Annotated in this window: 26 protein-coding genes; 14 read left to right on the top strand and 12 right to left on the bottom strand. The window is 64.3% G+C overall.

Features of this window, described 5'->3' with window-relative positions:
• Positions 1 to 8: 8 nt before the first annotated feature.
• The gene (locus tag F8R15_RS04675) at positions 9 to 1,811 is read left to right on the top strand and encodes a D-alanyl-D-alanine carboxypeptidase family protein (protein ID WP_348638849.1); all 1,803 of its coding nucleotides are present in this window, start codon (positions 9 to 11) and stop codon (positions 1,809 to 1,811) included.
• Positions 1,812 to 2,003: 192 nt separating this feature from the next.
• On the opposite strand, the gene ccoS is transcribed toward F8R15_RS04675, so the two are convergent.
• From ccoS to F8R15_RS04650, 5 genes are all read right to left on the bottom strand, one after another.
• Positions 2,004 to 2,165, bottom strand: a complete 162-nt coding sequence (gene ccoS / locus F8R15_RS04670) for a cbb3-type cytochrome oxidase assembly protein CcoS (RefSeq protein ID WP_078520399.1) — start codon at positions 2,163 to 2,165, stop codon at positions 2,004 to 2,006.
• A gap of 12 nt (positions 2,166 to 2,177) precedes the next feature.
• Positions 2,178 to 4,403 carry a cation-translocating P-type ATPase gene (locus F8R15_RS04665; protein ID WP_152843750.1) on the bottom strand — a complete coding sequence of 742 codons (2,226 nt, stop codon included), beginning with the start codon at positions 4,401 to 4,403 and terminating at the stop codon, positions 2,178 to 2,180.
• A gap of 4 nt (positions 4,404 to 4,407) precedes the next feature.
• The gene (locus F8R15_RS04660; RefSeq protein WP_306461387.1) at positions 4,408 to 4,872 is read right to left on the bottom strand and encodes a FixH family protein; all 465 of its coding nucleotides are present in this window, start codon (positions 4,870 to 4,872) and stop codon (positions 4,408 to 4,410) included.
• Complete coding sequence (ccoG, locus tag F8R15_RS04655; protein WP_368730999.1) at positions 4,869 to 6,317, bottom strand: cytochrome c oxidase accessory protein CcoG; 1,449 nt, start codon at positions 6,315 to 6,317, stop codon at positions 4,869 to 4,871. The genes F8R15_RS04660 and ccoG overlap by 4 nt, the downstream gene beginning before the upstream one ends.
• 124 nt (positions 6,318 to 6,441) lie before the next feature.
• Positions 6,442 to 7,326, bottom strand: coding sequence for a LysR family transcriptional regulator (locus F8R15_RS04650; protein WP_152843749.1), 885 nt, complete (start codon positions 7,324 to 7,326; stop codon positions 6,442 to 6,444).
• Between the two features lie 100 nt (positions 7,327 to 7,426).
• Between F8R15_RS04650 and F8R15_RS21420 the strand changes: the two genes are divergently transcribed.
• Together F8R15_RS21420 and F8R15_RS21415 are read left to right on the top strand one after the other, a co-directional pair.
• Entirely contained in the window at positions 7,427 to 7,591 is a 165-nt protein-coding gene (locus F8R15_RS21420) for a hypothetical protein (protein WP_165756934.1), read from the top strand.
• The gene (locus tag F8R15_RS21415) at positions 7,588 to 7,746 is read left to right on the top strand and encodes a hypothetical protein (RefSeq protein ID WP_168174742.1); all 159 of its coding nucleotides are present in this window, start codon (positions 7,588 to 7,590) and stop codon (positions 7,744 to 7,746) included. The genes F8R15_RS21420 and F8R15_RS21415 overlap by 4 nt, the downstream gene beginning before the upstream one ends.
• A gap of 139 nt (positions 7,747 to 7,885) precedes the next feature.
• Here F8R15_RS21415 and ccoP read toward each other — a convergent pair whose 3' ends face one another.
• Genes ccoP through ccoN form a run of 4 tightly spaced genes read right to left on the bottom strand, consistent with a single transcriptional unit; the run spans position 7,886 to position 11,361 of the window.
• Positions 7,886 to 8,770 (bottom strand): cytochrome-c oxidase, cbb3-type subunit III, encoded by an 885-nt coding sequence (gene ccoP, locus F8R15_RS04645; RefSeq protein WP_078570006.1) that lies wholly within the window; start codon positions 8,768 to 8,770, stop codon positions 7,886 to 7,888.
• 31 nt (positions 8,771 to 8,801) lie between these two features.
• Positions 8,802 to 9,002: a cbb3-type cytochrome c oxidase subunit 3 gene (locus F8R15_RS04640; protein WP_078520404.1), complete on the bottom strand. Its 201-nt coding sequence runs from the start codon at positions 9,000 to 9,002 to the stop codon at positions 8,802 to 8,804.
• Positions 9,003 to 9,015: 13 nt separating this feature from the next.
• On the bottom strand, positions 9,016 to 9,744 hold the full coding sequence (ccoO, locus tag F8R15_RS04635) for a cytochrome-c oxidase, cbb3-type subunit II (RefSeq protein ID WP_078520405.1): 729 nt from the start codon (positions 9,742 to 9,744) through the stop codon (positions 9,016 to 9,018).
• 12 nt (positions 9,745 to 9,756) lie between these two features.
• Complete coding sequence (ccoN, locus tag F8R15_RS04630) at positions 9,757 to 11,361, bottom strand: cytochrome-c oxidase, cbb3-type subunit I (RefSeq protein WP_152843748.1); 1,605 nt, start codon at positions 11,359 to 11,361, stop codon at positions 9,757 to 9,759.
• A 263-nt stretch (positions 11,362 to 11,624) separates the two neighbouring features.
• Between ccoN and F8R15_RS04625 the strand changes: the two genes are divergently transcribed.
• Complete coding sequence (locus F8R15_RS04625; RefSeq protein WP_078520407.1) at positions 11,625 to 12,464, top strand: universal stress protein; 840 nt, start codon at positions 11,625 to 11,627, stop codon at positions 12,462 to 12,464.
• A gap of 48 nt (positions 12,465 to 12,512) precedes the next feature.
• Here the strand turns inward: F8R15_RS04625 and F8R15_RS04620 are convergent, their stop codons facing one another.
• A complete protein-coding gene (locus tag F8R15_RS04620; protein ID WP_152843747.1) occupies positions 12,513 to 12,818 on the bottom strand; it encodes a hypothetical protein in 306 nt (101 codons plus the stop codon).
• A 225-nt stretch (positions 12,819 to 13,043) separates the two neighbouring features.
• On the opposite strand from F8R15_RS04620, the gene F8R15_RS04615 reads away from it, so the two are divergent.
• A complete protein-coding gene (locus tag F8R15_RS04615) occupies positions 13,044 to 13,457 on the top strand; it encodes a hypothetical protein (RefSeq protein WP_152843746.1) in 414 nt (137 codons plus the stop codon).
• 12 nt (positions 13,458 to 13,469) lie between these two features.
• Here F8R15_RS04615 and fnrL read toward each other — a convergent pair whose 3' ends face one another.
• The gene (fnrL, locus tag F8R15_RS04610) at positions 13,470 to 14,216 is read right to left on the bottom strand and encodes a transcriptional regulator FnrL (protein WP_078541984.1); all 747 of its coding nucleotides are present in this window, start codon (positions 14,214 to 14,216) and stop codon (positions 13,470 to 13,472) included.
• A 60-nt stretch (positions 14,217 to 14,276) separates the two neighbouring features.
• Between fnrL and hemN the strand changes: the two genes are divergently transcribed.
• The 5 genes from hemN (at position 14,277) to F8R15_RS04585 (ending at position 18,327) form a co-directional block, all read left to right on the top strand.
• On the top strand, positions 14,277 to 15,632 hold the full coding sequence (gene hemN / locus F8R15_RS04605) for an oxygen-independent coproporphyrinogen III oxidase (RefSeq protein ID WP_078548278.1): 1,356 nt from the start codon (positions 14,277 to 14,279) through the stop codon (positions 15,630 to 15,632).
• Positions 15,633 to 15,726: 94 nt separating this feature from the next.
• The gene (locus F8R15_RS04600) at positions 15,727 to 15,900 is read left to right on the top strand and encodes a DUF2256 domain-containing protein (protein ID WP_253732390.1); all 174 of its coding nucleotides are present in this window, start codon (positions 15,727 to 15,729) and stop codon (positions 15,898 to 15,900) included.
• A 31-nt stretch (positions 15,901 to 15,931) separates the two neighbouring features.
• Positions 15,932 to 16,561 (top strand): TetR/AcrR family transcriptional regulator, encoded by a 630-nt coding sequence (locus tag F8R15_RS04595; RefSeq protein ID WP_152843745.1) that lies wholly within the window; start codon positions 15,932 to 15,934, stop codon positions 16,559 to 16,561.
• A gap of 11 nt (positions 16,562 to 16,572) precedes the next feature.
• Positions 16,573 to 17,565 carry an MDR family oxidoreductase gene (locus F8R15_RS04590; protein WP_152843744.1) on the top strand — a complete coding sequence of 331 codons (993 nt, stop codon included), beginning with the start codon at positions 16,573 to 16,575 and terminating at the stop codon, positions 17,563 to 17,565.
• 12 nt (positions 17,566 to 17,577) lie between these two features.
• Positions 17,578 to 18,327, top strand: a complete 750-nt coding sequence (locus tag F8R15_RS04585; protein ID WP_152843743.1) for a sulfite exporter TauE/SafE family protein — start codon at positions 17,578 to 17,580, stop codon at positions 18,325 to 18,327.
• Here the strand turns inward: F8R15_RS04585 and F8R15_RS04580 are convergent.
• Positions 18,324 to 19,301: a hypothetical protein gene (locus F8R15_RS04580; RefSeq protein WP_152843742.1), complete on the bottom strand. Its 978-nt coding sequence runs from the start codon at positions 19,299 to 19,301 to the stop codon at positions 18,324 to 18,326. The two genes, F8R15_RS04585 and F8R15_RS04580, sit on opposite strands and share 4 nt — an antisense overlap.
• A gap of 83 nt (positions 19,302 to 19,384) precedes the next feature.
• Between F8R15_RS04580 and cysD the strand changes: the two genes are divergently transcribed.
• From cysD to argE, 4 genes are all read left to right on the top strand, one after another.
• Positions 19,385 to 20,320 carry a sulfate adenylyltransferase subunit CysD gene (gene cysD, locus F8R15_RS04575; protein ID WP_256365665.1) on the top strand — a complete coding sequence of 312 codons (936 nt, stop codon included), beginning with the start codon at positions 19,385 to 19,387 and terminating at the stop codon, positions 20,318 to 20,320.
• Positions 20,321 to 20,378: 58 nt separating this feature from the next.
• A complete protein-coding gene (gene cysN / locus F8R15_RS04570) occupies positions 20,379 to 22,286 on the top strand; it encodes a sulfate adenylyltransferase subunit CysN (protein ID WP_152843741.1) in 1,908 nt (635 codons plus the stop codon).
• A gap of 134 nt (positions 22,287 to 22,420) precedes the next feature.
• Positions 22,421 to 23,605 (top strand): M24 family metallopeptidase, encoded by a 1,185-nt coding sequence (locus F8R15_RS04565; RefSeq protein WP_152843740.1) that lies wholly within the window; start codon positions 22,421 to 22,423, stop codon positions 23,603 to 23,605.
• A gap of 4 nt (positions 23,606 to 23,609) precedes the next feature.
• Positions 23,610 to 24,764 (top strand): acetylornithine deacetylase, encoded by a 1,155-nt coding sequence (argE, locus tag F8R15_RS04560; RefSeq protein ID WP_152843739.1) that lies wholly within the window; start codon positions 23,610 to 23,612, stop codon positions 24,762 to 24,764.
• The last annotated feature ends 2 nt before the right edge of the window (positions 24,765 to 24,766 follow it).

Below are 24,766 nucleotides of genomic sequence, written 5' to 3'. Positions count from 1 at the left end.
GTGAAGCCGTGACCACGCTGATGCGCTGGGTCCGTGATGGGCTATTCGTAATCCTTCTGACACTCATTGCGCCGATCGCTGCGCAGGCCGCGCCCTACGCGGCGATGGTCATGGACATGCGATCGGGCGAAGTTCTCTACTCCAAGAATGCCGACACGCCGCTGCATCCGGCGTCGCTGACGAAGATGATGACGCTCTACATCACCTTCCAGGCGATCGAGCATGGCGAGTTCAGCCTCGATTCCATCGTCACCGTGACGAAGCACGCCGCCAGCCAGCCGCCCTCGCGGCTCGGTCTGCGCCCCGGTCAGAAGATCGCCGTGCGCTACCTGATCCGCGCCGCCGCGATCAAGTCCGCCAATGACGCCGCAGCGGCGCTTGGCGATTACATCGGCGGCTCGGAAGAAGGCTTCGCTGCGCGGATGAACCGCACCGCCCGGCAGTTGGGCATGAAGAACACCCATTTCGTCAATGCCAACGGTCTGACCCGCAAGGGCCACCTGTCCTCGGCGCATGACATGACGATCATGGGCCGCCACCTGTTCTTCGACTATCCGCAATATTACAACATCTTCTCGCGCCGCTCGGCGGATGCGAAAGTGCGCACCGTCTATTCGACGAACCGCAAATTCCTCGCAGCCTATAAGGGCGCGGACGGCATCAAGACTGGCTACACCTCGGCCTCGGGCTTCAACCTGACCGCCTCCGCTCAACGCGGCAACAAGCGCATCATCGCGACCGTCTTCGGCGGCACCTCCACCGCGCAGCGCAACGCGAAAATGGCCGATCTGCTGGATCTGGGCTTCAAGCGCGCACCGACTAACGCGCCGACGAACCGCCCCCGGATCCCACAATATATCGAGCCCGCGCAATCGCCGATGTTGATGGCCAACCTCGCGCCGAAGAAGAGCCCGCGCCCCGATATCCGCCCGACCGCGCCGACTGCGGATAGCGATGCGATCTCGATGGCGCTCGCCGCCGCGGTGCAGGCCGATCAGGTGGATGAGAGCACCGACATCCCCGAAGACGTGGCCGAAGGCGCGCAGGACGCCACTGCGGACACGCAAGATGTCGTCGTGGCTGACGCCGGCACGCTCGGGATCGGCGCGGAGATCACCGCAAGCCCCCGCCCGCAGCGCAACCCGCGCGAGATTCAGGTCGCGGACGCGACGAAGGCGCTGCCTGCCGAGGTGACCAAGGCCACCCCGCTGGCACAGGCGCAGGCGCATGACGCCGCCGTTGCCGCCGGCAAGGCCAGCGCGGATGGCAGCGAAGAGCCGAGCGACGTGCAGCTTGCCTCCTACGAGCCCGGCGCGTCGGACGGCCCGAAATTCGTCCAGTCCACCCAGCCGCAGCCCGAGACGATGGAGCTGGCCGAGGCACATACGCTCGATCTGGACAAAAACGGCAAGGCTCCGTCCAGCTTCGTGCAGTCGACGGACCCGCAGCCCGAGACCGCGCAGATGGCCGCAGCCCCCGAGAAGCGCAAAAGCGAGATCATCCTTGCAGCTCTCACCCCCCCTGCCCCGGCTCCCGAACAGAAACCGCGCGTGGTCGCCCGCGTCTCCAGTTCGGGTGGGCGCAACTGGGGTGTCAGCCTCGGCCTGTTCGGTTCGCGATTCGCTGCAGAGCGCCACATGCTGACCACGGCACTGATGGAAAGCGACACTTTGGGCGAAGCTTTGCGCAAAGTGGCCACCCGAAAGACCGGTTATGAGGCGAATTTCGTGGGAATGACCCAAGACATGGCACAACTGGCCTGTGCAAGGCTCGAGTCTCGCGCTATGGACTGCAAAGTGGTCGGCCCCTGAGAGTCTTCCCTTAGGGGCAAAATATGAAAAGCCGCGCTTGGTCAGCGCGGCTTTTCCTTTTTCCGGACCTTATGGCACCCGCCGCGCGGATCGCACCGACAGGAGCCTCCGGCGGGGATATTTGTGCCAAGGCGAAGCGGGCGCGGTTCTGAGGGGATCAGGCCGCCCGGCCCGGCCCTTACCGTCGCGCGCTCAGTCCTGCTTCGGATGGTCGTCGAACTCGTCCGAGAGGATACGCTCGGCGTCGCCTTTCGGGTCGTCATACTGATTGTTCTTCAGCGACCAGAAAAACGCCCCGAGGCCAATCCCGCCGAGCAGCAGGGAGATCGGAATCGAATAGAGAAGAACCTCCATGAGGGGCTCCTTTCAGCGCAGGCGCAGCGAGTTGAGCGAAACCGTGATCGAACTGGCCGACATCGCGAGCGCCGCCATCAGCGGCGTCGCGAGCCCCGTCAGCGCGAGCGGCACGGCGATGATATTGTAGACGATGGAGATGCCGAAGTTCTGCTTGATCCGGCGGCGGGCGCGCACCGAGATCGAGGCGGCATCGGAGACCGGCGCCAGATCCTTGCCCAGAAGCACGATATCCGACGCCGTGCGCGCGGCATCCAGTGCGGAGGCGGGCGAGACCGAGACATGGGCCGCGGCCAGCGCGGCTGTGTCGTTGAGACCGTCGCCCACCATGAGCACGCGGTGGCCCTGTTGGGTGAGATCGCTCACGAGCTGCGCTTTCTCCGCAGGCAAGGCGCCGGCGCGATAGGTGTCGATCCCGAGGCGCGCGGCGAGATCGCTCACCGCGCCTTCGACATCGCCAGAGACCAGCCAGACCTGCTTGCCCTGCGCCTTCAGACCGGCCACGGCCTCTTCGGCCCCGGTGCGCAGCGTGTCGGCGAACCGGATCGAGATCGGGGTCGCATCGCCGATCGCGAGATGGGTCGCGGTGGTCGCACCCTCGGCAGCGCCGATCCAGTTCGCACGACCGAGCCGCACGCGCTGCCCCTGCCAGACGCCCTCGACGCCGTAGCCCGGAACTTCGCGCAGATCGCTCAGCGTGGCGGGCGCAACGCCCTGCCCTGCCGCAGCCTCATGCAGGGCACGCGCGAGCGGGTGGCTCGAGCCCTCGGCCAACGCCATCGCGACGGAGAGCGCCTCGGGCGAGAGGTCGGAGAGGTTCTGCGGGCGCGGCGCGCCCATGGTCAGCGTGCCAGTCTTGTCGAAGACGACCGTGTCGATCTCGGCCATACGCTCCAGCGCAGTGCCGTCCTTGATCAACAGGCCCTTGCGGAACAGCTTGCCCGATGCGGCGGTCACCACCGCAGGCACGGCGAGCCCCAGCGCACAGGGGCAGGTGATGATCAGCACCGCCGCCGCGATATTCACCGCCAGACGGAAATCGCCGCCCGTGATCCAGGCCCAGGCGCAGAACGCACTGAAGGACAGGATATGCACGATCGGCGCATAGGCCCGCGCGGCCCGTTCGGCGAGCGAGGTGTATTTGGTTTTCGCGCTCTCGGCCATCGCGACGAGATCGGCCATCCGATGCAACGAGCTGTCGCGCCCGGCTGCCGTCACGCGCAGGGTCAGCGGCCCGGTCAGGTTCACCTCACCGGCGGAGAGCGTCATTCCGGGCAGCACCTGCACGGGGAGGCTTTCGCCGGTCAGCAGCGAGCGGTCGCTCTCGGATTGGCCCTCGGTCACTTCGCCATCGGCTGGGATACGGCCTCCCGGGCGCACCCGGATCAGATCGCCGGGCACCAGTTCGCCCACGGGCACGGTGACCTCGTCGCCGTCGCGCAACACGGTCGCGCGGGGCACTTCCAGCGCGGCCAGTTCCTCGGCGGCGGAACGCGCCACGGCGCGGGTCCGATAGTCGAGATAGCGACCCACCAGCAGGAAGAAGGTGAGCATGGTCGCCGCCTCGAAATAGGCATGCGCGCCGGAATGCATCGTCTCGAACAGCGAAATCCCGAGCGCGAGCAGGATCGCGAGCGAGATCGGCACATCCATCCCGAGACGCCCGCCGCGCAAGCTCGCCCAGGCATTGGCGAAGAAGGGCTGGCCCGCGAAGATCGTGGTGGGCAGCGCGATCGCCGCCGAAATCCAGTGGAAGAGGTCGCGCGTCGAATCCTCCGCCCCCGACCAGACCGCGATCGAGAGCATCATGATGTTCATCATCGCGAAGCCCGCGACGCCCATGCGCATCAAGAGGTCACGTCCGCGCTTGTCGGCCTCGGTCGCGGACAGCATGCCGGGATCGAGCTCATGCGCCTCGTAGCCGATCTTGTCGAGCGCCGCGATCAGCCCCGCCGGTTCGACATCGCCCGCCGCATCGACCGAGGCGCGTTTCAGCGTCAGGTTCACCCGCGCCGATTTCACGCCCGGCTGCTTCATCAGCTCGCGTTCGACATCGGTGATGCAGACCGCACAATGCGCCGTGGGCAGCGACAGCATGATCCGCGCGCCCTTGATATCACCCGACTTCGCTATCTGCTCGGCCGAGGGGGCCGCGATGCAGGCGGGACAGGCCGAGGCCGAAACATGCTCGTCCTCGAACGGTTCGCTATGCGATGGAGAAGCGGGCGACACCGACATCGGCTCAGCCTTTCACGAACAGGTCAATCCGCTGGCGGAACTCCGTGCCGTCGGCGGCTTTCGCGTCGAGATGCACCAGCCAGACGCCCGGCGCAAGGTCGAGCTTCGTGGTGAAGATCCCGCCGACATAGTCGAAATCGGGCGTCATGTCATCGCGGACATGGGTGGTGCGACCGACGAGCGCCTTGAACTCGGCCACCCTCGCGGGCAGCCCGTCCTCGTCACGGATCACGAAGCTCAGCTTGCCGTCGGAATACTCCGGCGACACGGTCCAGCCGAGCGCATCCTGCGCCAGTTTCTCTTCATTGAAGGTCTGCGAGGCGACATAGGAATTGTCGACCTCGAGGCCGGGGAAGGTGCTGACGGCCTGCCATGCCATGACGAGGTTGACCGCGATGATCACCCCGAAGGAGGCCACCGCGATCATCAGCACTTTTCTTCCGGTCAGCGGTTTCGCCATCTCGGTCATTGTACCCTTCCGTTGAATACGGTCGTCTCCGACACGCGGTCAGTATTGGTCATGTCCTCGATCCACATCGTCAGCTCGGTACGCTCGCTGGTGGCGATGGACGAACCGGGTTCGGCGACAATATAGACCCTTTGGGTCATGGTTTCATCTGCGGGCACCGTCACGGTGTTTCCGTCCTGACCTTCGAGCAACACGCTCAGCGTGCCCTGGTCGGCCGGGTCGGGCGCCTTGACGGAGACCTTGAACTCGGTCGCCTCGCCCGCCTTGTTGCGCAGCCGCAGCGTGTAGATGTTGCGGATCGCGCCCGAGGGCTCCACCACGAAGAGCGGATCGCGGTTCGGCGTCACGTTGAAGTCGATGGGCGAGCGCATGAAGAGCGCGACCACCAGACCGATACCGATCAGCGACCACATCGAGAAGTAGAGGATCGTGCGCGGGCGCATGATGTGCTTCCAGACATTGATGACCGGATTGCCCGAGCGCTCGTTCGCCTCGTCCTTCAGCGCCATGTAGCCGATGAGGCCACGCGGCTTGCCGATCTTGTCCATCATCTCGTTGCAGGCATCGATGCACAGGCCGCAGGTGATGCATTCAAGCTGCTGGCCGTCGCGGATATCGATGCCCATCGGGCAGACGTTGAAGCAGGCCATGCAATCGATGCAGTCGCCCTGCGTCGGATCGTGCTGGCCCTTCTTGAGTTTGCCGCGCGGCTCGCCGCGCCATTCGCGATAGGCGATGGTGATCGTGTCTTCGTCCATCATCGCCGCCTGAATGCGCGGCCACGGGCAGGCGTAGATGCATATCTGTTCGCGGGCGAAACCGCCAAAGGCGAAGGTCGTGAGCGTCGCCACCGCGATCGTCGTATAGGCGATCGGCGAGGCGGTGCCGTGGAACAGATCGGTCAGCAGCGTCGGCGCATCGGTGAAGTAGAACACCCAGGCCCCGCCGGTCGCGACGCCGATCAGCAGCCAGAGCACCCATTTCGTGATGCGCTTGCGGAACTTCTCGGCGTTCCACTTCTGACGCAGCAGACGGATACGCGCGTTGCGGTCGCCCTCGACCCAACGCTCGACAAGAATGAACAGGTCAGTCCAGACGGTCTGCGGGCAGGCGTAGCCGCACCAGACGCGCCCCAGTGCCGAGGTGAACAGGAACAGGCCAAGGCCCGCCATGATCAGAAGGCCCGCGACGAAGTAGAATTCATGCGGCCAGATTTCGATCATGAAGAAGAAGAAGCGGCGGTTCGCGAGGTCCAGAAGCACCGCCTGATCAGGCAGTTCCGGGCCACGATCCCAGCGAATCCACGGCGTGATGTAATAGATGCCAAGCATCACCGCCATCAGCACCCATTTCAGGTTGCGGAACTGGCCGTGCACGCGGCGCGGAAAGATCGGCTCGCGGGCGGCGTAAAGCGGCGGGGGATCGACTGGTTCGGTGGAGCTCACGACTCTCTCCGTTCATATATTTCTCTGCGTCACAGGCTCTTCTGGTATGACACAGTCGTGAAGGCTTTGACCTGCGTCAAAAAGACAGGTCTGCCATACAGGAAATCTTCACTGGTTGGTATTTTTACTGGTCACCGGCATGCGCCGCTTGCTTGAAGAGCCAAGACATGAACTGGCGTAGCGCCGGTCGCCTCACGCCCGGTCGCGTAACCGTGTAATAGCCTTTTTCCTCGCTGTCTTCAAACAGAAGCCGCAACCGTCCGGCCGCAATATCGCCTGCGACCCAGACCAGAGCGGTCACCGCCACCCCCTGCCCGCCGCGCGCCGCTTCGAGCAAAAGGTTCCCCGGCATCGCTGTCAGGCTTTTGGCCTGATCCTGCGTGACGCCATGGCGCGCGAACCAGTCGGTCGACTCGGAGGTGCCGAGCTCTTGCAACCACGGCAGGCCGCGCAAATCCGCCGGGCAGTCATACCGCCCCTCCCCCACCAGCGCGGGGGCCGCGACCACGACGATGGGTGAGCGCACCAGAAGCCGCGACTCGAGACCGGGCCAGTCCCCCGATCCGTAGCGCAGCGCCATCTCGACCCCGCCCGGCGCAAGCGTGGAGACGGTCGCCGAAGGGTCGATGGTCAGACCGATCTCGGGATGGGCTTCGCGAAAGTCCGGCAGCCGGGGCAGAAGCCAGGCCGAGGCGAAGCTTGGCGTGGTGGAGATTTGCAGCGGGCGGGAGTCGGCCGTGTCGCTCAGCGAAGCGACCGCCTCGGAAATCGTGCCGAACCCGTCGCGCAGCGCTTGCGCAAGGCGGCGACCGTCGGGCGTCAGCGCAGGCCGCGGGCCGGACCGGTCGACAAGCGTCACACCGAGCCGCTCTTCGAGCCCCCGCAATTGCTGACTGACGGCCGCATGCGACACGTTGAGCGCACGTCCCGCCTCGGCCACCGATCCGCACTCTGCGAAAGCCGAAAACGCCCGCAGCGCGGTCAGGGAGGGAAGGGTTCGCCAGTCCATATCTGTAACTTCAACTTACATGTTGGAAAGTTTCCTGAGTCGCATCTTCGCGCAAATAACGCATCCTGACCAGAGTTGACCCGCCCTCAGGAGATCAGACATGAAAGATAGAGTTACGCCCGACACGCTGATGCTGTTCGCCCGCATGAACCTCCATCCGCCGCAAAGCAACTGGCCGCACCTGCCGGACCCGATAGACTCGCGCAAGCGCCATCGCGCACCGCGTCCCTCGCTGCGCCAACGTTTGCGGGAGATGTGGAAATGATCGGGATCTGGGCGCAGAGCTTCACCATCGCCACGGGCCTCGATCAGCGCCCCGGCCTGCCGGCGGCCCGCTCGCATCGGCGTTCACATCGGCGTGCAAAGACAAGCGCGGAACTTGTTTTGCCCAAGGATGACCCCAAGATAGACGACAGGTAACCCTCGACAAACGAGAGGGCCCCGCAACGGGGGCCCTCTGAAATTGGGCACCAGCACCCCCAGGAAACGCGCGAACAGGACGGGGTGCCGGTGCGACCCGCCAGACCAAAGCCCCGCGGGATCTCTGTATTTTCGACCGTTACTGGCCGCCGCCCAAGCTGTGAACGTACGCTGCCACGGCGCGGATATCCGCTTCCGACAGACGCTCGTTCCAGTTCGGCATAACGCCAAAGCGGGCGTTGGTGACTGTGTAGGTCAGCGTGTCCACATCCCCACCGTAAAGCCAGACGGCGTCGGTCAGGTTGGGCGCACCCTGCATCTGGTCGCCGGTGCCATCTTCGGCATGGCAGGCCGAGCAGTTGTCCATGAAGACGGTCTCGCCTTCAGTGGCCATTGCTTCGTCATGGTCCTGACCCGAGATCTTGCGGACGTATTGCACGACCTGATCGATCTGCGCGGGCTCGAGAAGCTCGTCCGTGCCGAAAGCGGGCATCTGCGAGTAACGTGCCTCGCCATCCGGGTCCGTCTCGTTGCGGATGCCGTGCGTGACGGTGAAATGGATGTCCTCCATCGTGCCGCCCCACAGCCATGCGCTGTCGAGAAGGTTCGGATAGCCCAGCTTCGAGTTGCCGCCCGCACCCGCACCGTGGCACTGCGCGCACCAGGTCCGGAACACGGCCGCACCGGCGTTCTGGGTATAGTTGTTCAGCTCGGGATCGCTCGAAATCTGGTCGAGATCGACCGAGACGAGCTTCTCCTGGATCGGCTTGTTCGCCGCGGCGAACTTGTCGATATCGGCCTGCACATTCGCGCGGGTCGACGAGCCCATGATCCCCGGCGTCGCGCCGGATTTGAAGATCGGCCATGCCGGCATCGCGATCGAGTAACCGATCCCCCAGATGATGCAGGCGTAGAAGGTCCACAGCCACCATTTGGGCAGCGGATTGTTGTATTCCTCGATGCCGTCCCACTGGTGACCCGTGGTCTCGACCTCGTGCTTGTGCTTGCTTGGTCTCTTGCTCATTTTCTCCACGCCTCCTTACAACGTGGCGCCGTCAGTCCTTGGAGGACCGGCTTTCGCCGGCCTCCGAGGCATTGGCGGGTTTGTCTTCGTGCCGGAACGGGATCTCGGACGTATCTTCGTAGGTCTTGCGAGACCCGGGCCGGAAGACCCAGGCCACGACGGCCAGGAAGAAGACGAACATGAAGATCAGAAACCAGCTGTCCGCGAATTCCCTGAAGATATGATAGTCCATTGATCAGCTCCCCTTACCGGCTGGCCACGGGTTCGAAGGTCGAGAAATCGACCATGGTGCCGAGCACCTGCAGATAGGCGACGAGTGCGTCCATCTCGGAAATGCCCGGGCGACCGTCGAAGTTACGGACGTTCGTCGCGTTGGGATAACGCTCCATCAGCCCGTCATAGTCGCTCATCGGATCGGCCTGAGCGGCAAAGTCCGCCTTGGCGTTCTCGATCATGTCCGAGGTATAGGGCACGCCCACCATCGCATCGGTCGAGAGCCGCTCGTCGATATGCGCGGGATCGACCATACGATTGAGCAGGAAGCCGTATTTCGGCATCACCGATTCCGGCACGACCGACTGCGGATTGGTCAGGTGATCCACATGCCAGGCGTCCGAGTAGCGGCCGCCGACGCGGGCGAGGTCGGGCCCCGTCCGCTTCGAGCCCCACTGGAACGGGTGGTCGTATTGCGACTCCGCTGCCAGCGAGTAATGGCCGTAACGCTCCACTTCGTCGCGCATCGGGCGGATCATCTGCGAGTGGCAGACATAGCAGCCCTCGCGGATGTAGATATCGCGCCCGGTGAGCTCCAGCGGCGTGTAGGGCCGCACCCCTTCGACGTCCTCGATGGTGTTTTCGAGGTAGAAGAGCGGTGCGATCTCCACGATGCCGCCGATCGTGACGACCAGGAAGGCGAAGATCAGCAGGAGCGTGGCGTTCTTTTCAAGAACACTGTGCTTGTCGAGAAGTCCCATCTGTTCCTCTCCTTATTCAGCCGGCACGGCGGCAACCGAACGCGATTCCACGCGCGGCTGACGAGCGACGGTCATCCACAGATTGTAGGCCATGATGATGCCACCCGTGAGGTAGAGCACACCGCCCAGACCACGGACCACGAACATCGGATGCATAGCGGCCACGGTGTCGGCGAAGGCGTTCACGAGGAAGCCCTGGCTGTCCACTTCGCGCCACATCAGGCCCTGCATGATCCCGGCGACCCACATCGAAGCGGCGTAGAGCACGATCCCGATGGTGGAGAGCCAGAAGTGCCAGCTGACCAGTTTCAGCGAGTAGAGCCCTTCACGTGCCCACAGACGTGGCACGAGGAAGTAGAGCATGCCGAAGGTGATCATGCCGTTCCAGCCGAGCGCACCCGAGTGCACGTGACCGATCGTCCAGTCGGTGTAGTGCGACAGCGAGTTCACCGCCTTGATCGACATCATCGGGCCTTCGAAGGTCGACATGCCGTAGAAGCCGACCGACACCACCATCATGCGGATGATCGGATCGGTGCGCAGCTTGTCCCATGCGCCCGAGAGCGTCATCAGACCGTTGATCATGCCACCCCAGGAGGGCATCCACAGGATCACCGAGAAGGTCATGCCCAGCGTCGAGGCCCAGTCGGGCAGCGCCGTGTAGTGCAGGTGGTGCGGACCGGCCCAGATGTACAGGAAGATCAGCGCCCAGAAGTGCACGATCGACAGCTTGTAGGAGTAGACCGGACGTTCAGCCTGCTTCGGCACGAAGTAATACATCATGCCCAGGAAGCCTGCGGTCAGGAAGAAGCCCACCGCGTTGTGGCCGTACCACCATTGCGTCATTGCGTCCTGCACGCCCGAGAAGACCTGAACCGACTTCGAACCGAAGAACGAGACCGGGATCGACAGGTTGTTCACGATGTGCAGCATCGCGATGGTCACGATGAAGGAAAGGTAGAACCAGTTGGCGACGTAGATATGGGGTTCCTTGCGCTTGAAGATCGTGCCGAGGAAGGCCAGCAGATAAGCGACCCAGACGATCGTCAGCCAGATGTCGACATACCATTCCGGCTCGGCATATTCCTTCGACTGCGTTGCGCCGAGGATGTAGCCGGTCGCGGCGAGTACGATGAACAGGTTATAGCCCCAGAACACGAACCAGCCGAGGCTGTTGCCACCGAACAACCGCGCTGCCGAGGTGCGCTGCACCACGTAGAACGACGATGCGATCAGCGCGTTGCCACCGAAAGCGAAAATCACCGCCGACGTGTGCAGCGGGCGCAGTTTGCCAAAGTTCAGATAGCCCTGTGCCCATTCGAAATTGAGCGCCGGATAGGCCAGCTGGAAGGCGATAATGACGGCGACCAGGAAACCCACGACACCCCAGAAGGTCGTCGCGATCACCCCGGCGCGAACCACGCCGTCGAAATACTCGTTCTGAGCCACCGGCTGGCGGCTCCCCATGGTGCGAAGCACCCAGATGAATGCGATGACCGCGGCCAGCATGACCTCGACTGCATTCACCTGATAGGCAAGATCGCGCGCGTAGCCGGCCGCAATGGCGGCCAGAACCGCCACAAGGCCAAGCGCGATCAGCTTGATATAATCCCACATTTTGTGCGTCCCTTCGTCTGGTCTGCCCCTGCGGCACCCTCGTAAACCGAGAATCCTCCTGGGCTTGACTGGAGTCCTTGTGGTCCGAGGGTATGCACGATGCCTTGATCTGCATCAAATGCTCGCGATCACAGTGCGCCATTCGGTCGCAGTTATGTGATATGACGGGCACGTCCCTTGATCCGCGTCAAAGTGCGGCCGATCTCTTCGGGTTAGTCTCTGGTCTCACATGCTTATTCGCTTTTGGCGCAAGGACAGGACCCATGGCTTACAAGACACTTCTCACGATCGTCACGGATCCCAAGGCGGCCGCGACACAGATCGATACCGCCGTGGCCGTCGCCCGGCGGCGCGACGCCCATCTCGACGTGCTCTGCCTCGGCGTGGACCGCACGCAGACCGGTTATTACTACGCGGGCGCGACCGCCTTCGTGCAGCAGGAAACGATGGACCGCGCGCAGGACGATGCGCGCAATGCCGAGACCGCGGTGCGCGCGCGGCTCGAAGCCGAAGATATCCGCTGGGGCGTCGATGCGGTCGTCTCGCAAATCGGCGCGATGCCGACGGTTGTCGGGCAGCGGGCGCGCTTCGCCGATCTGGTCGTGATGGGGCGCCCCTATGGCGAGGGCCGCGGGCCGGAAATCGAGGCCGCGGTCGAAGCCGCGCTCTTCGAGGGTCAGGTTCCGGTCGCGATCGTGCCCGACGGGTATAACGGCGACATGCCCGCCAAGCGCGTCGTTATCGCGTGGAATCAATCTCATGAGGCGATGCGTGCCGTCCGCGCCGCCCTGCCCGTTCTGAAATCCGCCGATCTGGTCGATATCACCGTGATCGACCCGCCCGCACATGGGCCTGAGCGCTCCGACCCCGGCGGCCAACTCAGCCAGATGCTGGCGCGTCACGGCGTCCATGCCGAGGTGTCGGTGCTGGCCAAGACCATGCCGCGCGTGTCGGACGTGCTCAACCGTCATGTCAGCGACAGCGAGGCCGATGCGATCGTGATGGGGGCTTACGGCCATTCGCGCTTCCGCGAAGCGATCTTGGGCGGGGCGACGCGCCACATGCTCGAGATGGCAGAGGTTCCGGTGATCATGGCGCACTGAGCGCATCACTTTTCAGAACGGATGACGGCGCCTCTCGGGGCGCCGTTTTCATTGGTGCAAGTCGGTTTCGATGCCCTTCGCCTTGCCGAGTTTGCGGCAATAGCTGGCCCAGTCGCGGAAGTCCTGCGAGAAGGCCGCCATCTTGCCGCGCCCACGCCAGTCGTCGAAGCTTTCACGCTGATGACCCGCCACCCAGATGGCGGCATCTGCGCGCCCTTCAGCCTCGGCCTGCTTGATCGCCGCGCCTCGCCAGATCATCCCCGCCCGGTCGAGCTTTTCCGCCCGCGCGGGATCGGACATCATCGTGCCGACGCCGTGAAACAGGCCCGAGCATTGCGCCATACTCTGCGACAACGGCTGCGCCACACTCAGGCCTGGAACGGCAACGAGGAAGAAACAAGTAAACAGGATACGCATAAGACCTTCCTCGATGCTGCCTCCCCTTGTTTACCTAACGACAGTGCCGAAACCGGGGCAGAACCCGCGCGAATTCGCGACCTTGTCGCGACATCCCTGCCCTGCGCGGAACTCCGGTCGCGCTGACGGGTTGGCTGGTTAAATAAAGACCGGAGCCCCACAATGACCCGCCGCATCATCCTGCCCGCCCTTCTCGCCAGCCTCGCCCTGCTCGCCGCCTGTCAGGAGATGACGCCGAAAAAAGACGGGGCGATGCCCACGACGCTGCCGGAGGGCATGGTCGGGCGCTGGGGGCTGACGAAGGCCGATTGCGACGGCTCGCGCGATGACGCCAAGGGGCTGATGGTGGTGAAGCCGGACAGCCTGCAATTCTACGAGTCGCAGGCCAAACTCACTAAGATCGACAGCGCGACCGATCGCGTGGTGCGGGCGACGTGGAATTTTACTGGCGAAGGACAAAAATGGCAGCGCGACATCGTGCTGACCCTGTCGAGCACGGGCATCTACCTCTCGCGTCAGGATATCACGCGGGACTCGATGAAGCCCCTCACATATCGTCAGTGCGTGTCCCCCTGAGCGGACGGATGCTCAGATGAGGAAACCGCCGTCGCTGTCATCACCTGCTTCCAGCAGCAGCCGATCCATATCCGGCACGGTGACATGGCGCTTGCCCTGCAGCTCGATCACCCCGTCGCGTTTGAGCGCGGACATCTGGCGGCTCACCGTCTCGAGCGTCAGCCCGAGGTAATCGGCCATCGCCTCGCGCGTCAGCGGCAGATCGAACACCATCTGCCGGGCGCTGGGGCTCATGTTGATCGACGCATCGCGCCGCGCCACGATCGACAGCAGCGAGGCGATCTTCTCGCGCGCGGTCTTGCGGCCGAGAAGCAGCATCCATTCGCGCGCCGCGTCCAGTTCGTCGAGCGTCATCTGCAACAGTCGCTGCGCGATATGGGGCGTGCGCTCCATCATCTCCTCGAAAGGCTTGCGGCGGAAGCAGCACATCAGAATGTCGGTGGTCGCGGTCACGTTATAGGCGGCGCGGTTACGCCCGGGACGGCCCACGAAATCCGAGGGCAGCAACAGACCCACCATCTGGGTGCGCCCGTCCTCGAGCGTCTGCGTCAGAGTCGCGATGCCCGAGACGACCGAGGCCACGAAATCCATCTGGTCGCCAGCCCAGATAATCGTCTGGCCCGCCTCGAAACTTCGGTAATATTTGATCTTCTCAAGCTGTTCGAGCTCGTCTGCATCGCATCGTGCGCACACAGCGCGATGTTGGATCGGGCAGTCTCCGCAGGCGAGCGAAGCAGGCTGAACGTCATCATGTGCCATGTGGATATTGCTTGATCTGGGTCAAATTCTGTTGCGCGTCTTACATCTAAAGATACGCCTATGGAACAGGAATCGCAACTGACCCGGCTCGGGCTCTTCGACGCACGGGTGCCCCGCTACACAAGCTACCCCACCGCCCCCCATTTCGCGGGCGATGTCGGGCCGATGGAATTCGCGCACTGGATCGAAGCGATCCCCGAAGGTGCGTCGATCTCCCTTTATATGCATGTGCCGTTTTGCCGACGGCTGTGCTGGTTCTGCGCCTGCCGCACGCAAGGCACGCAAAGCGAAGAACCGGTGCGCGCCTATGCCGAGACTCTGCTGGCCGAACTGCGTCTTTTCAAGGAACGGTTGGCGCCCGGCGTCACGCTGTCGCGCCTGCATTGGGGAGGCGGCACGCCGACGCTGATGCCCGCCGAGATGATGCGCCGCCTCGCCGACGCGGTCTTCGACGCGGTGCCCATGGGCGAAGGTGCGGAATTCTCGGTCGAGATCGACCCGAATGAGATCGACGCCGAGCGCATCGACGCGCTGGTCGAATCGGGAATGAACCGGGCCTCGATCGGGGTGCAGGATTTCGACCCGCAAATCCAAGGCGTTATCGGGCGCGATCAGAGCTACGAGATCACCAAGGCCGCGGTCGACATGATTCGCGAACGCGATGTCGCGAGCCTCAACGCCGATATCCTCTACGGGCTTCCGCACCAGACGCCGACGAAGATCGCGGACTCGGTGCAGAAGCTGCTGTCGCTCGGCCCCGACCGGGTGGCGCTTTACGGCTACGCGCATGTGCCGTGGATGGCGCGGCGCCAGACCATGATCCCGTCGGATCACCTGCCCACTCCGCAGGAACGCCTGAAGCTCTTCGAGGTGGCGCGCGAGTTGTTCGTGGCCGACGGCTATGACGAGATCGGCATCGACCATTTCGCCCTGCCGACCGACGGCCTCTCGATCGCGCAAAGGGCAGGCAAGCTGCGGCGCAATTTCCAGGGCTATACCGACGATCAGGCCGAAGCGCTGGTCGGGCTCGGCGCTTCGTCGATCTCGCGCTTCCCGCAAGGCTATGCGCAGAACGCACCCGCCACCTCGGCCCATACCGCGGCGATCCGGGCGGATCGGTTCTCGACCTCGCGCGGGCACCGCTTCACCGCGGATGACAAGATGCGCGCGCGTCTGATCGAGGCGCTGATGTGCGATTTCGAAGTGAGCGCAGCGGAACTGGTGCAGGACTTCGGCGCCGATCCGGAGGAGTTGTCCGCGCTGTTCGCCACGTGTGCCGAGCATTTCGGCGACATGGTTCAGGTGAGCGCGGAGGGGCTGCGCATTCCGGTCAAGGCACGCCCATTGACCCGGATGATCGCACGCCATTTCGATGCCTATGATCTGTCGAAAGCCGGGCATAGCTCGGCGATCTAATCGCAGGGAAGAGGGACAAGAGAGGGGTCGCGGCGGCGGCCCCTTTTCTTTTGCGCGGGTCATCCGGGGCCGCGCCCGCCGCGTATCGCTCTGCATGAAGATGCGCCGTAAATCCGACCTGCCGACGAAGCTCTGTGCCAACTGTGGCCGCCCCTTCGCGTGGCGCAAGAAATGGGCCCGGGATTGGGAGAGCGTGCGCTACTGCTCAGAGCGCTGCCGCAGGTCGGTGACCCCCGGCGCGGCGCAGCGTGAAAATCGCGGCAATTGATTTATCATACCGCATGGTATATTAATTCCGCATGACCGCTACGCCAGCCCCATCGCGCCGTGGCCGCCCGCGCCGCAAACCGGAGGATCAGGACGCCCGAAAGGCGCTGATTCAAGCGGGGTTGGCGCAACTGACCGAGCGCGGCTACGCGAGCGTCGCCCTCGACGAGATCACCGCCGCCGCCGGTGTGACCAAGGGCAGTTTCTACCATTACTTCCCGACGAAAGCGGCCTTCGGCGCGGCCCTGATCGACGCCTATGGCAGCTATTTCGAAGACAAGCTCCGCCGCGCCTTCAGCCGCGCGGACCTCAGCCCCCTCGCCCGGCTCACTGCCTTCACCGAAGAGGCCGAGGCGGGCATGGCGCGGTTCGATTTTCGCCGTGGCTGCCTGATCGGCAATCTCGGTCAGGAGATGGGCAGCCTACCTGAGGAGTTCCGCACCCGCCTGATCGCGGTATTCGAGCGCTGGCAAAGACTCACCGCGACCTGCCTTCGCGCTGCGCAAACGGCGGGCGAAATCGGCCCCGATCACGACCCCGACGCCCTCGCAGAGCTGTTCTGGACCGGCTGGGAAGGCGCGGTCCTGCGCACCAAACTTCAACGCAACCCCGAGCCGCTGCGCCGTTTTACCGACGGCTTCCTGCGGCTCGCCCGAAGCTGAAAGGATACCCCATGGTCAAAGCCATTCTGATCGAGAAACCCGAAGAGACCCAGAGCGCCGCGCTCAAGGAAATCGACCTGCCCGATCTGGCCGAGGGCGAGGTGGCCGTCGACGTCGCCTACTCGACGATGAACTACAAGGACGCGCTGGCGATCACCGGCGCGGGCCCCGTGGTGCGCAGCTTCCCAATGGTGCCGGGCATCGACTGCTCGGGCATCGTCGCCAACAGCAAGCATCCCGATTTCGCCAAGGGCGACCGGGTCGTGCTCAACGGCTGGGGCGTGGGCGAGAAACACTGGGGCGGGCTGGCCGAGCGCGCCCATCTGAAAGGCGACTGGTTGGTGAAACTGCCCGACGGAATCTCCTTGCGTCAGGCGATGGCGATCGGCACGGCGGGTTACACCGCGATGCTCTGCGTAATGGCGCTTGAGGCGCATGGCGTGACGCCCGAGAGCGGCGAGGTCGTCGTGACCGGCGCGACCGGCGGCGTGGGCAGCGTGGCGACCGCGCTTCTGGGCAAGCTCGGTTATACCGTGGCCGCCGTCACCGGACGCCCCGAAGAGGAAGACTACCTCAAGGGCCTCGGCGCTTCCTCGATCGTTCCGCGCGAGGATGTCTCGGGTAAACCTCGCCCGCTGAACAAGGAACGCTGGGCCGGAGCTGTCGACGTGGTCGGCGGCGAAGTGCTCGCCAATGTCCTGTCGATGATGACCTATCGCGGCACCGTTGCGGCCTGCGGTCTGGCGGGCTCGATGAACCTGCCGACCTCCGTGGCCCCCTTCATCCTGCGCGGCGTGACGCTCGCAGGCGTCGACAGCGTGATGTGCCCGGTTTCGGACCGCGTCGAGGCATGGCGTCGCCTGGCCGCCGATCTCGACATGGACAAGCTCGCCGCGATGGAGACCGAGGTCGCCTTGGAAGACGTGATTGCAACCGCGCCGAAATTCCTCGAAGGAAAGATCCGCGGGCGGATCGTCGTTCCGGTCGCACCTGAGCTTGGCTGATTACGGTAAAAAATGCTGTCTTTTCTGATCCTCGCGCTCGGCGGTCTCGCGGCGGGCGCTTTGAATGCGGTCGCGGGCGGCGGGACCTTCCTGTCCTTCCCCGCGCTTGTCTGGACCGGCGTGCCGCCGATCACCGCGAATGCGACCGCGACGCTGGCGGCTCTGCCCGGCTATCTGTCGAGCGCATGGGCCTTCCGCCACGAGCTGCGCCACAAGGGCCCGATGGCGCTGCGCACGATCCTGATCGCCGCCGTGGCAGGCGGTTTTCTCGGTGCGCTGCTGCTGCTGATCACCCCTGAAAAACTGTTCGCAGGCGTGGTCCCGTGGCTGTTGCTGCTCGCGACGGCGGCTTTCGCTTTCGGGCCGTTGCTGCTGAAGGCGCTCCAGCGCTCGGGCCGCACTATGGGTGCGGTTTCGGCCTTTGCCCTCCTGATGGCCGTGACGATCTACGGCGGCTATTTCAACGGCGGGCTCGGGATCATGCTGCTCGCGGCGCTCGGCCTGATCGGCTTCACCGATCTGCACGCGATGAACGGGTTGAAGAACCTCGTCTCGGCAGTGCTGTCGCTGGTCTCGGTCGTGACCTATGCGGTGGCCGGGCTGATCGACTGGCAGGCGGTGCTGGTGCTGGGCATCGCAAGCGCAATCGGCGGCTATCTGGGCGCGCATCTGTCGAAACGCATCACCAATATGGCGCTGCTGCGCGGCTTCATCATCGCGGTCGGGCTGGTGATGGCGGCGGTCTTCTTTGCACGCGGCTAACCCAGCCAGAGCGCCGAGCCGAACATCTTGCGCAACAGCCCCGTCTGACCGCTGACCCCGGCGCGGGCGTATATCTGCTTCGAGGTCGAGCGCGCGGTTTCCAGCGTCCAGCCCAGCCGCTCGGCCGCGTCGCGCAGGCTCGCCCCATCGCACAGAAGCGCCGCGAGCCGCGCCTCGGAGCGGTTGAGATCGAGCGTCCCAGCGATCCGCGTGACCGGCAAAGCCTCGGCCCGCGGCATGTCGCGCAGATGACCGATCAGCGCCGGACCGCCCCGCCATTGCCCCGATGCAAGCCGCAGCACGCCCCGGCCCTCAGGTCCAAGCGGGATCGGTCGGACGACCTCCCGCCCCTCTCCAAGTGCAGCAAGGTTCTGACGAAAGCGCAGCGCGGCATCGGGATCGGCGAATTCCGGGCGTGCGCCCATGCGCAGCCGTAACCAGCCCTGCGCATCGAACGCCGCCGCCACGCGCGGGTCGAATGCGAGCACCGTCCCCGCAGGCGTCAGCACCACCCAGCCCGCGCCGAGCGCTTCGGCAGCCTCAGTATCACGCGCAGCACGGGCCCGCTCGCTACCGAGCGCCTCGCGGATCATCATCGCCTGCCCCAGATGCGGCGCGAGGGTCGAGAGCGCCAGCGCCTCTGCCGCGCGAAAATCCCGATGCGGGCGCGCGATCATCAAAACAGTCTGACCCGCCGCCCCCGCCGCAACTTTCAGCGCGCGGAGCGGTCCGGGCCATTCGACCTCGCCCGGCAGATCGATCTGCGAATAGACGCGGTCCAGACGCATCGGTTGCAGGCGCGCAGCATCGGGCAAAGCGATCCTGCCGACCTGCCAGCCCGCGCCCTCCCCCTCGTTCGCGAGGATCTGCACCGCCGCGCCCTCCGCATGGGCGACCGCACAAAGCCGCTCGAGAAAGCGCACCCAGCCAGCCTTTCCCGCCTCGCTCGCCGCCGCGAAAAGCGCGTTGATCAACAGTGTGTTTTCGGACTGACCCAACATAAGCCGTATTTACCCCCCATTTGGGGGGTTATCCAGCAAAACCCGACGCCTATATCTTGGAAAACCGCGTTCAGACAGAGACCTCCCTCATGAACAAGACCCTGACTCACCTGCAGCGGCTCGAAGCCGAGAGCATTCACATCCTGCGCGAAGTCGTGGCCGAAGCCGATAATCCGGTCATGCTCTATTCCGTCGGCAAGGACAGCGCGGTGATGCTGCATCTCGCGAAAAAAGCCTTCTACCCGTCTCCGCCGCCTTTCCCGCTGATGCATGTCGACACGACGTGGAAATTCCAGGCGATGTACAACCTGCGCGACAAGGCCGCGAAGGATGCGGGCATGGAGCTGATCGTGCACCAGAACCCCGAGGCGAAGGCCAAGGGGATCAACCCGTTCGATCACGGCTCGCTGCATACCGACATGTGGAAGACCGAAGGTCTGAAACAGGCGCTGGACAAACACGGCTTCGACGTGGCCTTCGGCGGCGCACGCCGCGACGAGGAGAAATCCCGCGCAAAGGAACGCGTCTTCTCCTTCCGCTCGGCCAATCACCGCTGGGACCCGAAGAACCAGCGCCCGGAACTCTGGCGCCTCTACAACGCCAAGAAAGCCAAGGGCGAGAGCGTCCGCGTCTTCCCGATCTCGAACTGGACCGAGCTGGACATCTGGCAATATATCCACCTCGAAGGGATCGAGATCGTCCCGCTCTATTTCTCGGCCCCGCGTCCGACGGTGGAACGCGACGGGCTGATCCTGATGGTCGATGACGACCGCTTCCCGCTGCGCGATGGCGAGGAGCCGAAGATGCGCTCGGTGCGCTTCCGCACGCTGGGTTGCTACCCGCTGACCGGCGCCGTCGAGAGCGAGGCACAGACCCTTCCGGAAGTCATTCAGGAAATGCTGCTGACCACCACCTCCGAGCGTCAGGGCCGCGCGATCGACCACGATCAGAGCGCCTCGATGGAGAAGAAAAAACAGGAAGGCTACTTCTGAGCCTTCCTCTCCCGAGCCGCACGCGCGCCTTCATTTCCACCCTATCAGGTGAGCCGACATGACGACCAACGATCCGATCTACAAGACCGACGCGCTGATTGCGCAGGATATCGACGCCTATCTCGAGGCGCATCAACACAAGACCATGCTGCGCTTCATCACCTGCGGCTCGGTCGATGACGGGAAATCGACGCTGATCGGGCGGCTGCTCTATGACAGCAAGATGATCTTCGAGGATCAGCTGGCAGCCCTTGAGGCCGATAGCAAGCGCGTCGGCACCCAGGGCCAGGAGATCGACTTCGCGCTGCTGGTCGACGGTCTCGCCGCCGAACGCGAACAGGGCATCACCATCGACGTGGCCTATCGCTTCTTCGCGACCGAGAAGCGCAAGTTCATCGTCGCCGACACCCCCGGCCACGAGCAGTATACCCGCAACATGGTGACCGGCGCCTCGACCGCCGATCTCGCTGTGATCCTGATCGACGCGCGCAAGGGCGTGCTGACCCAGACGCGGCGCCACTCCTATCTCGTCCACCAGCTGGGCATCCGCCATATCGTGCTGGCGGTGAACAAGATGGATCTGGTGGACTACGATCAGGCGACCTTCGACGAGATCGTGGCCGATTACAAAACCTTCGCCGAAAGCATCGGTATCGAAGGCTTCACCCCGATCCCGATCTCGGGCTTCAAGGGCGACAACATCACCGGCCCGAGCGAGAACACGCCTTGGTACAAAGGCCCCTCGCTGCTGCCCTACCTTGAGGCGGTCGAGGTGGACGTGACCTCCGATCAGGAGCGCCCCTTCCGCATGCCCGTGCAATGGGTGAACCGCCCGAACCTCGATTTCCGCGGCTTCTCGGGCCTGATCGCCTCGGGCACCGTGAAACCGGGCGATGAAGTCCGCGTGCTGCCCTCGGGCAAGACCTCGAAAGTCGCGCGGATCGTCAGCTTGGAGGGCGACCGCGACACGGCGGTGGCGGGCGAATCCACGACGATCACGCTCGCCGACGAGATCGACTGCTCGCGCGGTCAGGTCATCGTTGCCGCGAAAGAGCCGCTGGAAGTCGCCGATCAGTTCGAATCCACACTCGTCTGGATGGACGAGACCGAACTGGTGCCGGGCCGCGCCTATTGGCTGAAAATCGGCACGCAGACTGTCTCGGCGACCGTCCACGAGCCGAAATACGAGGTGAACGTCAACACGCAGGAGCATCTGGCGACGAAGACGCTGGACCTGAACGCGATCGGCGTGGCCAACATCACGACCGACCGCGAGATCCCCTTCGCGCCCTATGGCGAGAACCGCGATCTGGGCGGGTTCATCCTGATCGACAAGATGACCAACCAGACGGCGGCTGCGGGCATGATCAATTTCGCGCTGCGCCGGGCTCAGAACATCCACTGGCAGGCGACCGATATTGGGCGCGAGCATCATGCCAACATGAAGCATCAGAAACCCGCCGTGGTCTGGCTGACGGGCCTCTCGGGCTCGGGCAAATCGACCATCGCCAATATCGTCGAGAAGAAGCTGGCGCGGATGAACCGCCATACCTTCCTGCTCGATGGCGACAACGTGCGCCACGGCCTCAACAAGGATCTGGGCTTCACCGAGGCCGACCGCGTGGAGAATATCCGCCGCGTCGGCGAGGTCGCGAAGCTGATGACCGATGCGGGCCTCATCGTGGTCACGGCCTTCATCTCGCCCTTCCGCTCCGAGCGCGACATGGTCCGCGCGATGATGCAGCCGGGCGAATTCCTCGAAGTCTTCGTGGATACGCCGCTGGAAGTGGCCGAGGCCCGCGACGTGAAAGGGCTTTATGCCAAGGCACGCGCCGGTCAGCTGAAAAACTTCACCGGCATCGACTCGCCCTATGAGGCGCCCGAGAATGCCGAGATGCGGATCGACACCACCGCGATCAACCCCGAGGAAGCGGCCGATCTGATCATCGAGCGGCTCATTCCGTAAGCGGTTACATCCGCTGCCCCAAGTCACGCGAACGTGCGGCCCTCCCGGGGGCCGCACGTTTTCGTTTTGGCCTTGACCTCGCTCGGGGGCGCGCCCCAACCTGCGCGAAATAACGCCAGCAGAAAGAAGCCCGAATGCCGATCGAAAACGTGCACTTCAGCGAACTCGAATATTCCCGCCGGATCGCGCTCGTGCGTGCTGCGATGGCGCAACGCGAGATCGACATTCTCTTCATCACCAACCCCTCGAACCAGTTCTGGCTGACGGGCTATGACGGCTGGTCCTTCTACACCCATCAGGGGGTGATCCTGCCGATGGAAGGCGCGCCCTACTGGTGGGGTCGCTTCATGGATGCCAATGGCGCGCGCCGCACCGTCTGGATGGAGGAGGAAAACATCCTCCACTACAACGACGCGATGGTGCAATCCGACATCATGCACCCGATGGAAGACCTCGCCTCGCACCTGCGGATCATGGGCTACGGCAAGGCCCGGATCGGTGTCGAGATGGAGACCTATTTCTACACCGCGAAGGCCCATGCGGTCCTTTATGAAGGGCTGCCCGAGGCCACGCTTCTCGACGCCTCGGTGCTGGTGAACTGGCAGCGCCTGATCAAATCCGACGAGGAGCTGCGCTTCATGCGCCGCGCGGCGCGGATTTCCGAACTGGTGATTGAACGCGCGATGGAGCTGGCCGAGCCGGGGCTGCGCAAACACGATCTGGTGGGCGAGCTCTATCGCACCGCCGTGCAGGGCGAGGAAGACAGCTGGGGCGACTACCCGGCCATCGTGCCGATGCTGCCCTCGGGCCCCGACGCCTCCGCGCCGCATCTGACATGGAACGGCGAGGCGCTGAAGGCGGGCGAGGCGACCTTCGTCGAACAATCCGGCTGCTACCGCCGCTATCACGCGCCGCTCTGCCGAACGGTCTTCCTCGGCAAGCCGCCGCAACACATGATCGACGCCTCCGAGGCTCTGACCGAAGGGCTGAACGCAGGGATCGAGGTCGCCCGCGCCGGCAACCGCGCCTGCGACATCGCCCGCGCGCTGAATGTCGAGCTGGCCAAAGTTGGCATCGAACGCCCCAACCGTGCGGGCTACGCGGTGGGCTGCTCCTACCCGCCCGATTGGGGCGAGCACACCGTCTCGATCCGCGACACCGACGAGACGATCCTTGAACCCGGCATGACCTTCCACTTCATGCCCGGCCTCTGGATGGATCATTGGGGGATGGAGACGACGGAAACCATCGTGATCACCGAGAACGGTCCCGCCGCGCCGCTGTGCAACGTCGAGCGCAAACTGTTCATCAAGGACTGACCCCATGCGGATCGACACCACCCGCGCGATCCTCTCGGACCTGATCGCCTACCCGACGATTTCGACCGACAGCAATCTGCCGATCATCCACTACATCGCGGACCGGCTGGAAACCGTCGGCGCGGCGGTGGAGGTGATGGTCGACGAGAGCGGCCACAAGGCGAACCTCTTCGCCACACTGGGCGCGCCGCGTGACGGCGGGCTGGTGCTGTCGGGCCATTCGGACGTGGTCCCGGTCACCGATCAGGACTGGACCAGCGATCCCTTCACCATGACCGAGCGTGACGGCAAGCTCTACGGGCGCGGCGCCTGCGACATGAAAGGGTTCATCGCGGCTTGCCTCGGCTCGCTCGATCTCCTGGCCGAAGCCGCGAAAACCCGCCCGATCCATTTCGCCTTCACCCATGACGAGGAGGTCGGCTGTCTCGGCGCGCAGGAACTGGTAAAGCTGCTCGCGAAACGCCCGGTCAAACCCGGGCTTTGCATCATCGGAGAGCCGACCTCGATGCAGGTGTTCGACGGCAACAAGGGCTGCTGCGAATATACCGTACGCTTCGAGGGGCTGCCGGGCCACAGCTCCGCCCCCGAAAAGGGCGTGAACGCGGTCGAATACGCGGTGCGCTACATCAACCGCCTGTTCGAGCTGCGCGCCGAACTTGTAAAACGCTGCCCCGAAGGCTCGCGCTTCGACCCGCCTCAGACGACGCTCAACGTGGGCGCGCTGAAAGGCGGCATCTCGCATAACGTGATCGCGCCCCGCGCCGAACTGGCCTGGGAGATGCGCCCGATCAACGCCGCCGACATGGAGTTCGTCAAAGGCGAGATCGCGAGCTACGTCGAAGACACACTGCTGCCCGAGATGCGCGCGATCGCGCCGGAAGCCGGGATCTCCACCGAGACCATCGGCGAAGTCGTCGGCCTCGAGCCGATGGACGACAATGCCGCGCGCGATCTGGTCTTCGCGCTGACCGGTCAGAACCACGCAGGCTGCGTCGCCTTCAACACCGAGGCCGGGCTGTTCCAGTCGCTCGGGATGGATGCGGTGATCTGCGGGCCCGGCTCGATCGAGCAGGCCCACAAGGCCGACGAATTCGTCTCGCTCGAGCAGATGGATCAGGCGCTGACGATGCTGGGAAGGCTCGCCAGCGCCCGAACCTGACC

Origin of the sequence: Thioclava sp. JE_KL1, assembly GCF_009296265.1 — a bacterium.
Lineage (GTDB): Bacteria > Pseudomonadota > Alphaproteobacteria > Rhodobacterales > Rhodobacteraceae > Thioclava.
This window is presented reverse-complemented; position numbering and strand designations above follow the sequence as displayed.

Coding starts and splice junctions, on each gene's coding strand:
- ccoS (WP_078520399.1), bottom strand. CDS start 2,165: ATGGAGGTTCTTCTCTATTCGATTCCGATCTCCCTGCTGCTCGGCGGG.
- F8R15_RS04665 (WP_152843750.1), bottom strand. CDS start 4,403: ATGTCGGTGTCGCCCGCTTCTCCATCGCATAGCGAACCGTTCGAGGAC.
- F8R15_RS04660 (WP_306461387.1), bottom strand. CDS start 4,872: ATGACCGAGATGGCGAAACCGCTGACCGGAAGAAAAGTGCTGATGATC.
- F8R15_RS04650 (WP_152843749.1), bottom strand. CDS start 7,326: ATGGACTGGCGAACCCTTCCCTCCCTGACCGCGCTGCGGGCGTTTTCG.
- F8R15_RS21420 (WP_165756934.1), top strand. CDS start 7,427: ATGAAAGATAGAGTTACGCCCGACACGCTGATGCTGTTCGCCCGCATG.
- F8R15_RS21415 (WP_168174742.1), top strand. CDS start 7,588: ATGATCGGGATCTGGGCGCAGAGCTTCACCATCGCCACGGGCCTCGAT.
- ccoP (WP_078570006.1), bottom strand. CDS start 8,770: ATGAGCAAGAGACCAAGCAAGCACAAGCACGAGGTCGAGACCACGGGT.
- F8R15_RS04640 (WP_078520404.1), bottom strand. CDS start 9,002: ATGGACTATCATATCTTCAGGGAATTCGCGGACAGCTGGTTTCTGATC.
- ccoO (WP_078520405.1), bottom strand. CDS start 9,744: ATGGGACTTCTCGACAAGCACAGTGTTCTTGAAAAGAACGCCACGCTC.
- ccoN (WP_152843748.1), bottom strand. CDS start 11,361: ATGTGGGATTATATCAAGCTGATCGCGCTTGGCCTTGTGGCGGTTCTG.
- F8R15_RS04625 (WP_078520407.1), top strand. CDS start 11,625: ATGGCTTACAAGACACTTCTCACGATCGTCACGGATCCCAAGGCGGCC.
- F8R15_RS04615 (WP_152843746.1), top strand. CDS start 13,044: ATGACCCGCCGCATCATCCTGCCCGCCCTTCTCGCCAGCCTCGCCCTG.
- fnrL (WP_078541984.1), bottom strand. CDS start 14,216: ATGGCACATGATGACGTTCAGCCTGCTTCGCTCGCCTGCGGAGACTGC.
- hemN (WP_078548278.1), top strand. CDS start 14,277: ATGGAACAGGAATCGCAACTGACCCGGCTCGGGCTCTTCGACGCACGG.
- F8R15_RS04600 (WP_253732390.1), top strand. CDS start 15,727: ATGAAGATGCGCCGTAAATCCGACCTGCCGACGAAGCTCTGTGCCAAC.
- F8R15_RS04595 (WP_152843745.1), top strand. CDS start 15,932: ATGACCGCTACGCCAGCCCCATCGCGCCGTGGCCGCCCGCGCCGCAAA.
- F8R15_RS04590 (WP_152843744.1), top strand. CDS start 16,573: ATGGTCAAAGCCATTCTGATCGAGAAACCCGAAGAGACCCAGAGCGCC.
- F8R15_RS04585 (WP_152843743.1), top strand. CDS start 17,578: ATGCTGTCTTTTCTGATCCTCGCGCTCGGCGGTCTCGCGGCGGGCGCT.
- cysN (WP_152843741.1), top strand. CDS start 20,379: ATGACGACCAACGATCCGATCTACAAGACCGACGCGCTGATTGCGCAG.
- F8R15_RS04565 (WP_152843740.1), top strand. CDS start 22,421: ATGCCGATCGAAAACGTGCACTTCAGCGAACTCGAATATTCCCGCCGG.
- argE (WP_152843739.1), top strand. CDS start 23,610: ATGCGGATCGACACCACCCGCGCGATCCTCTCGGACCTGATCGCCTAC.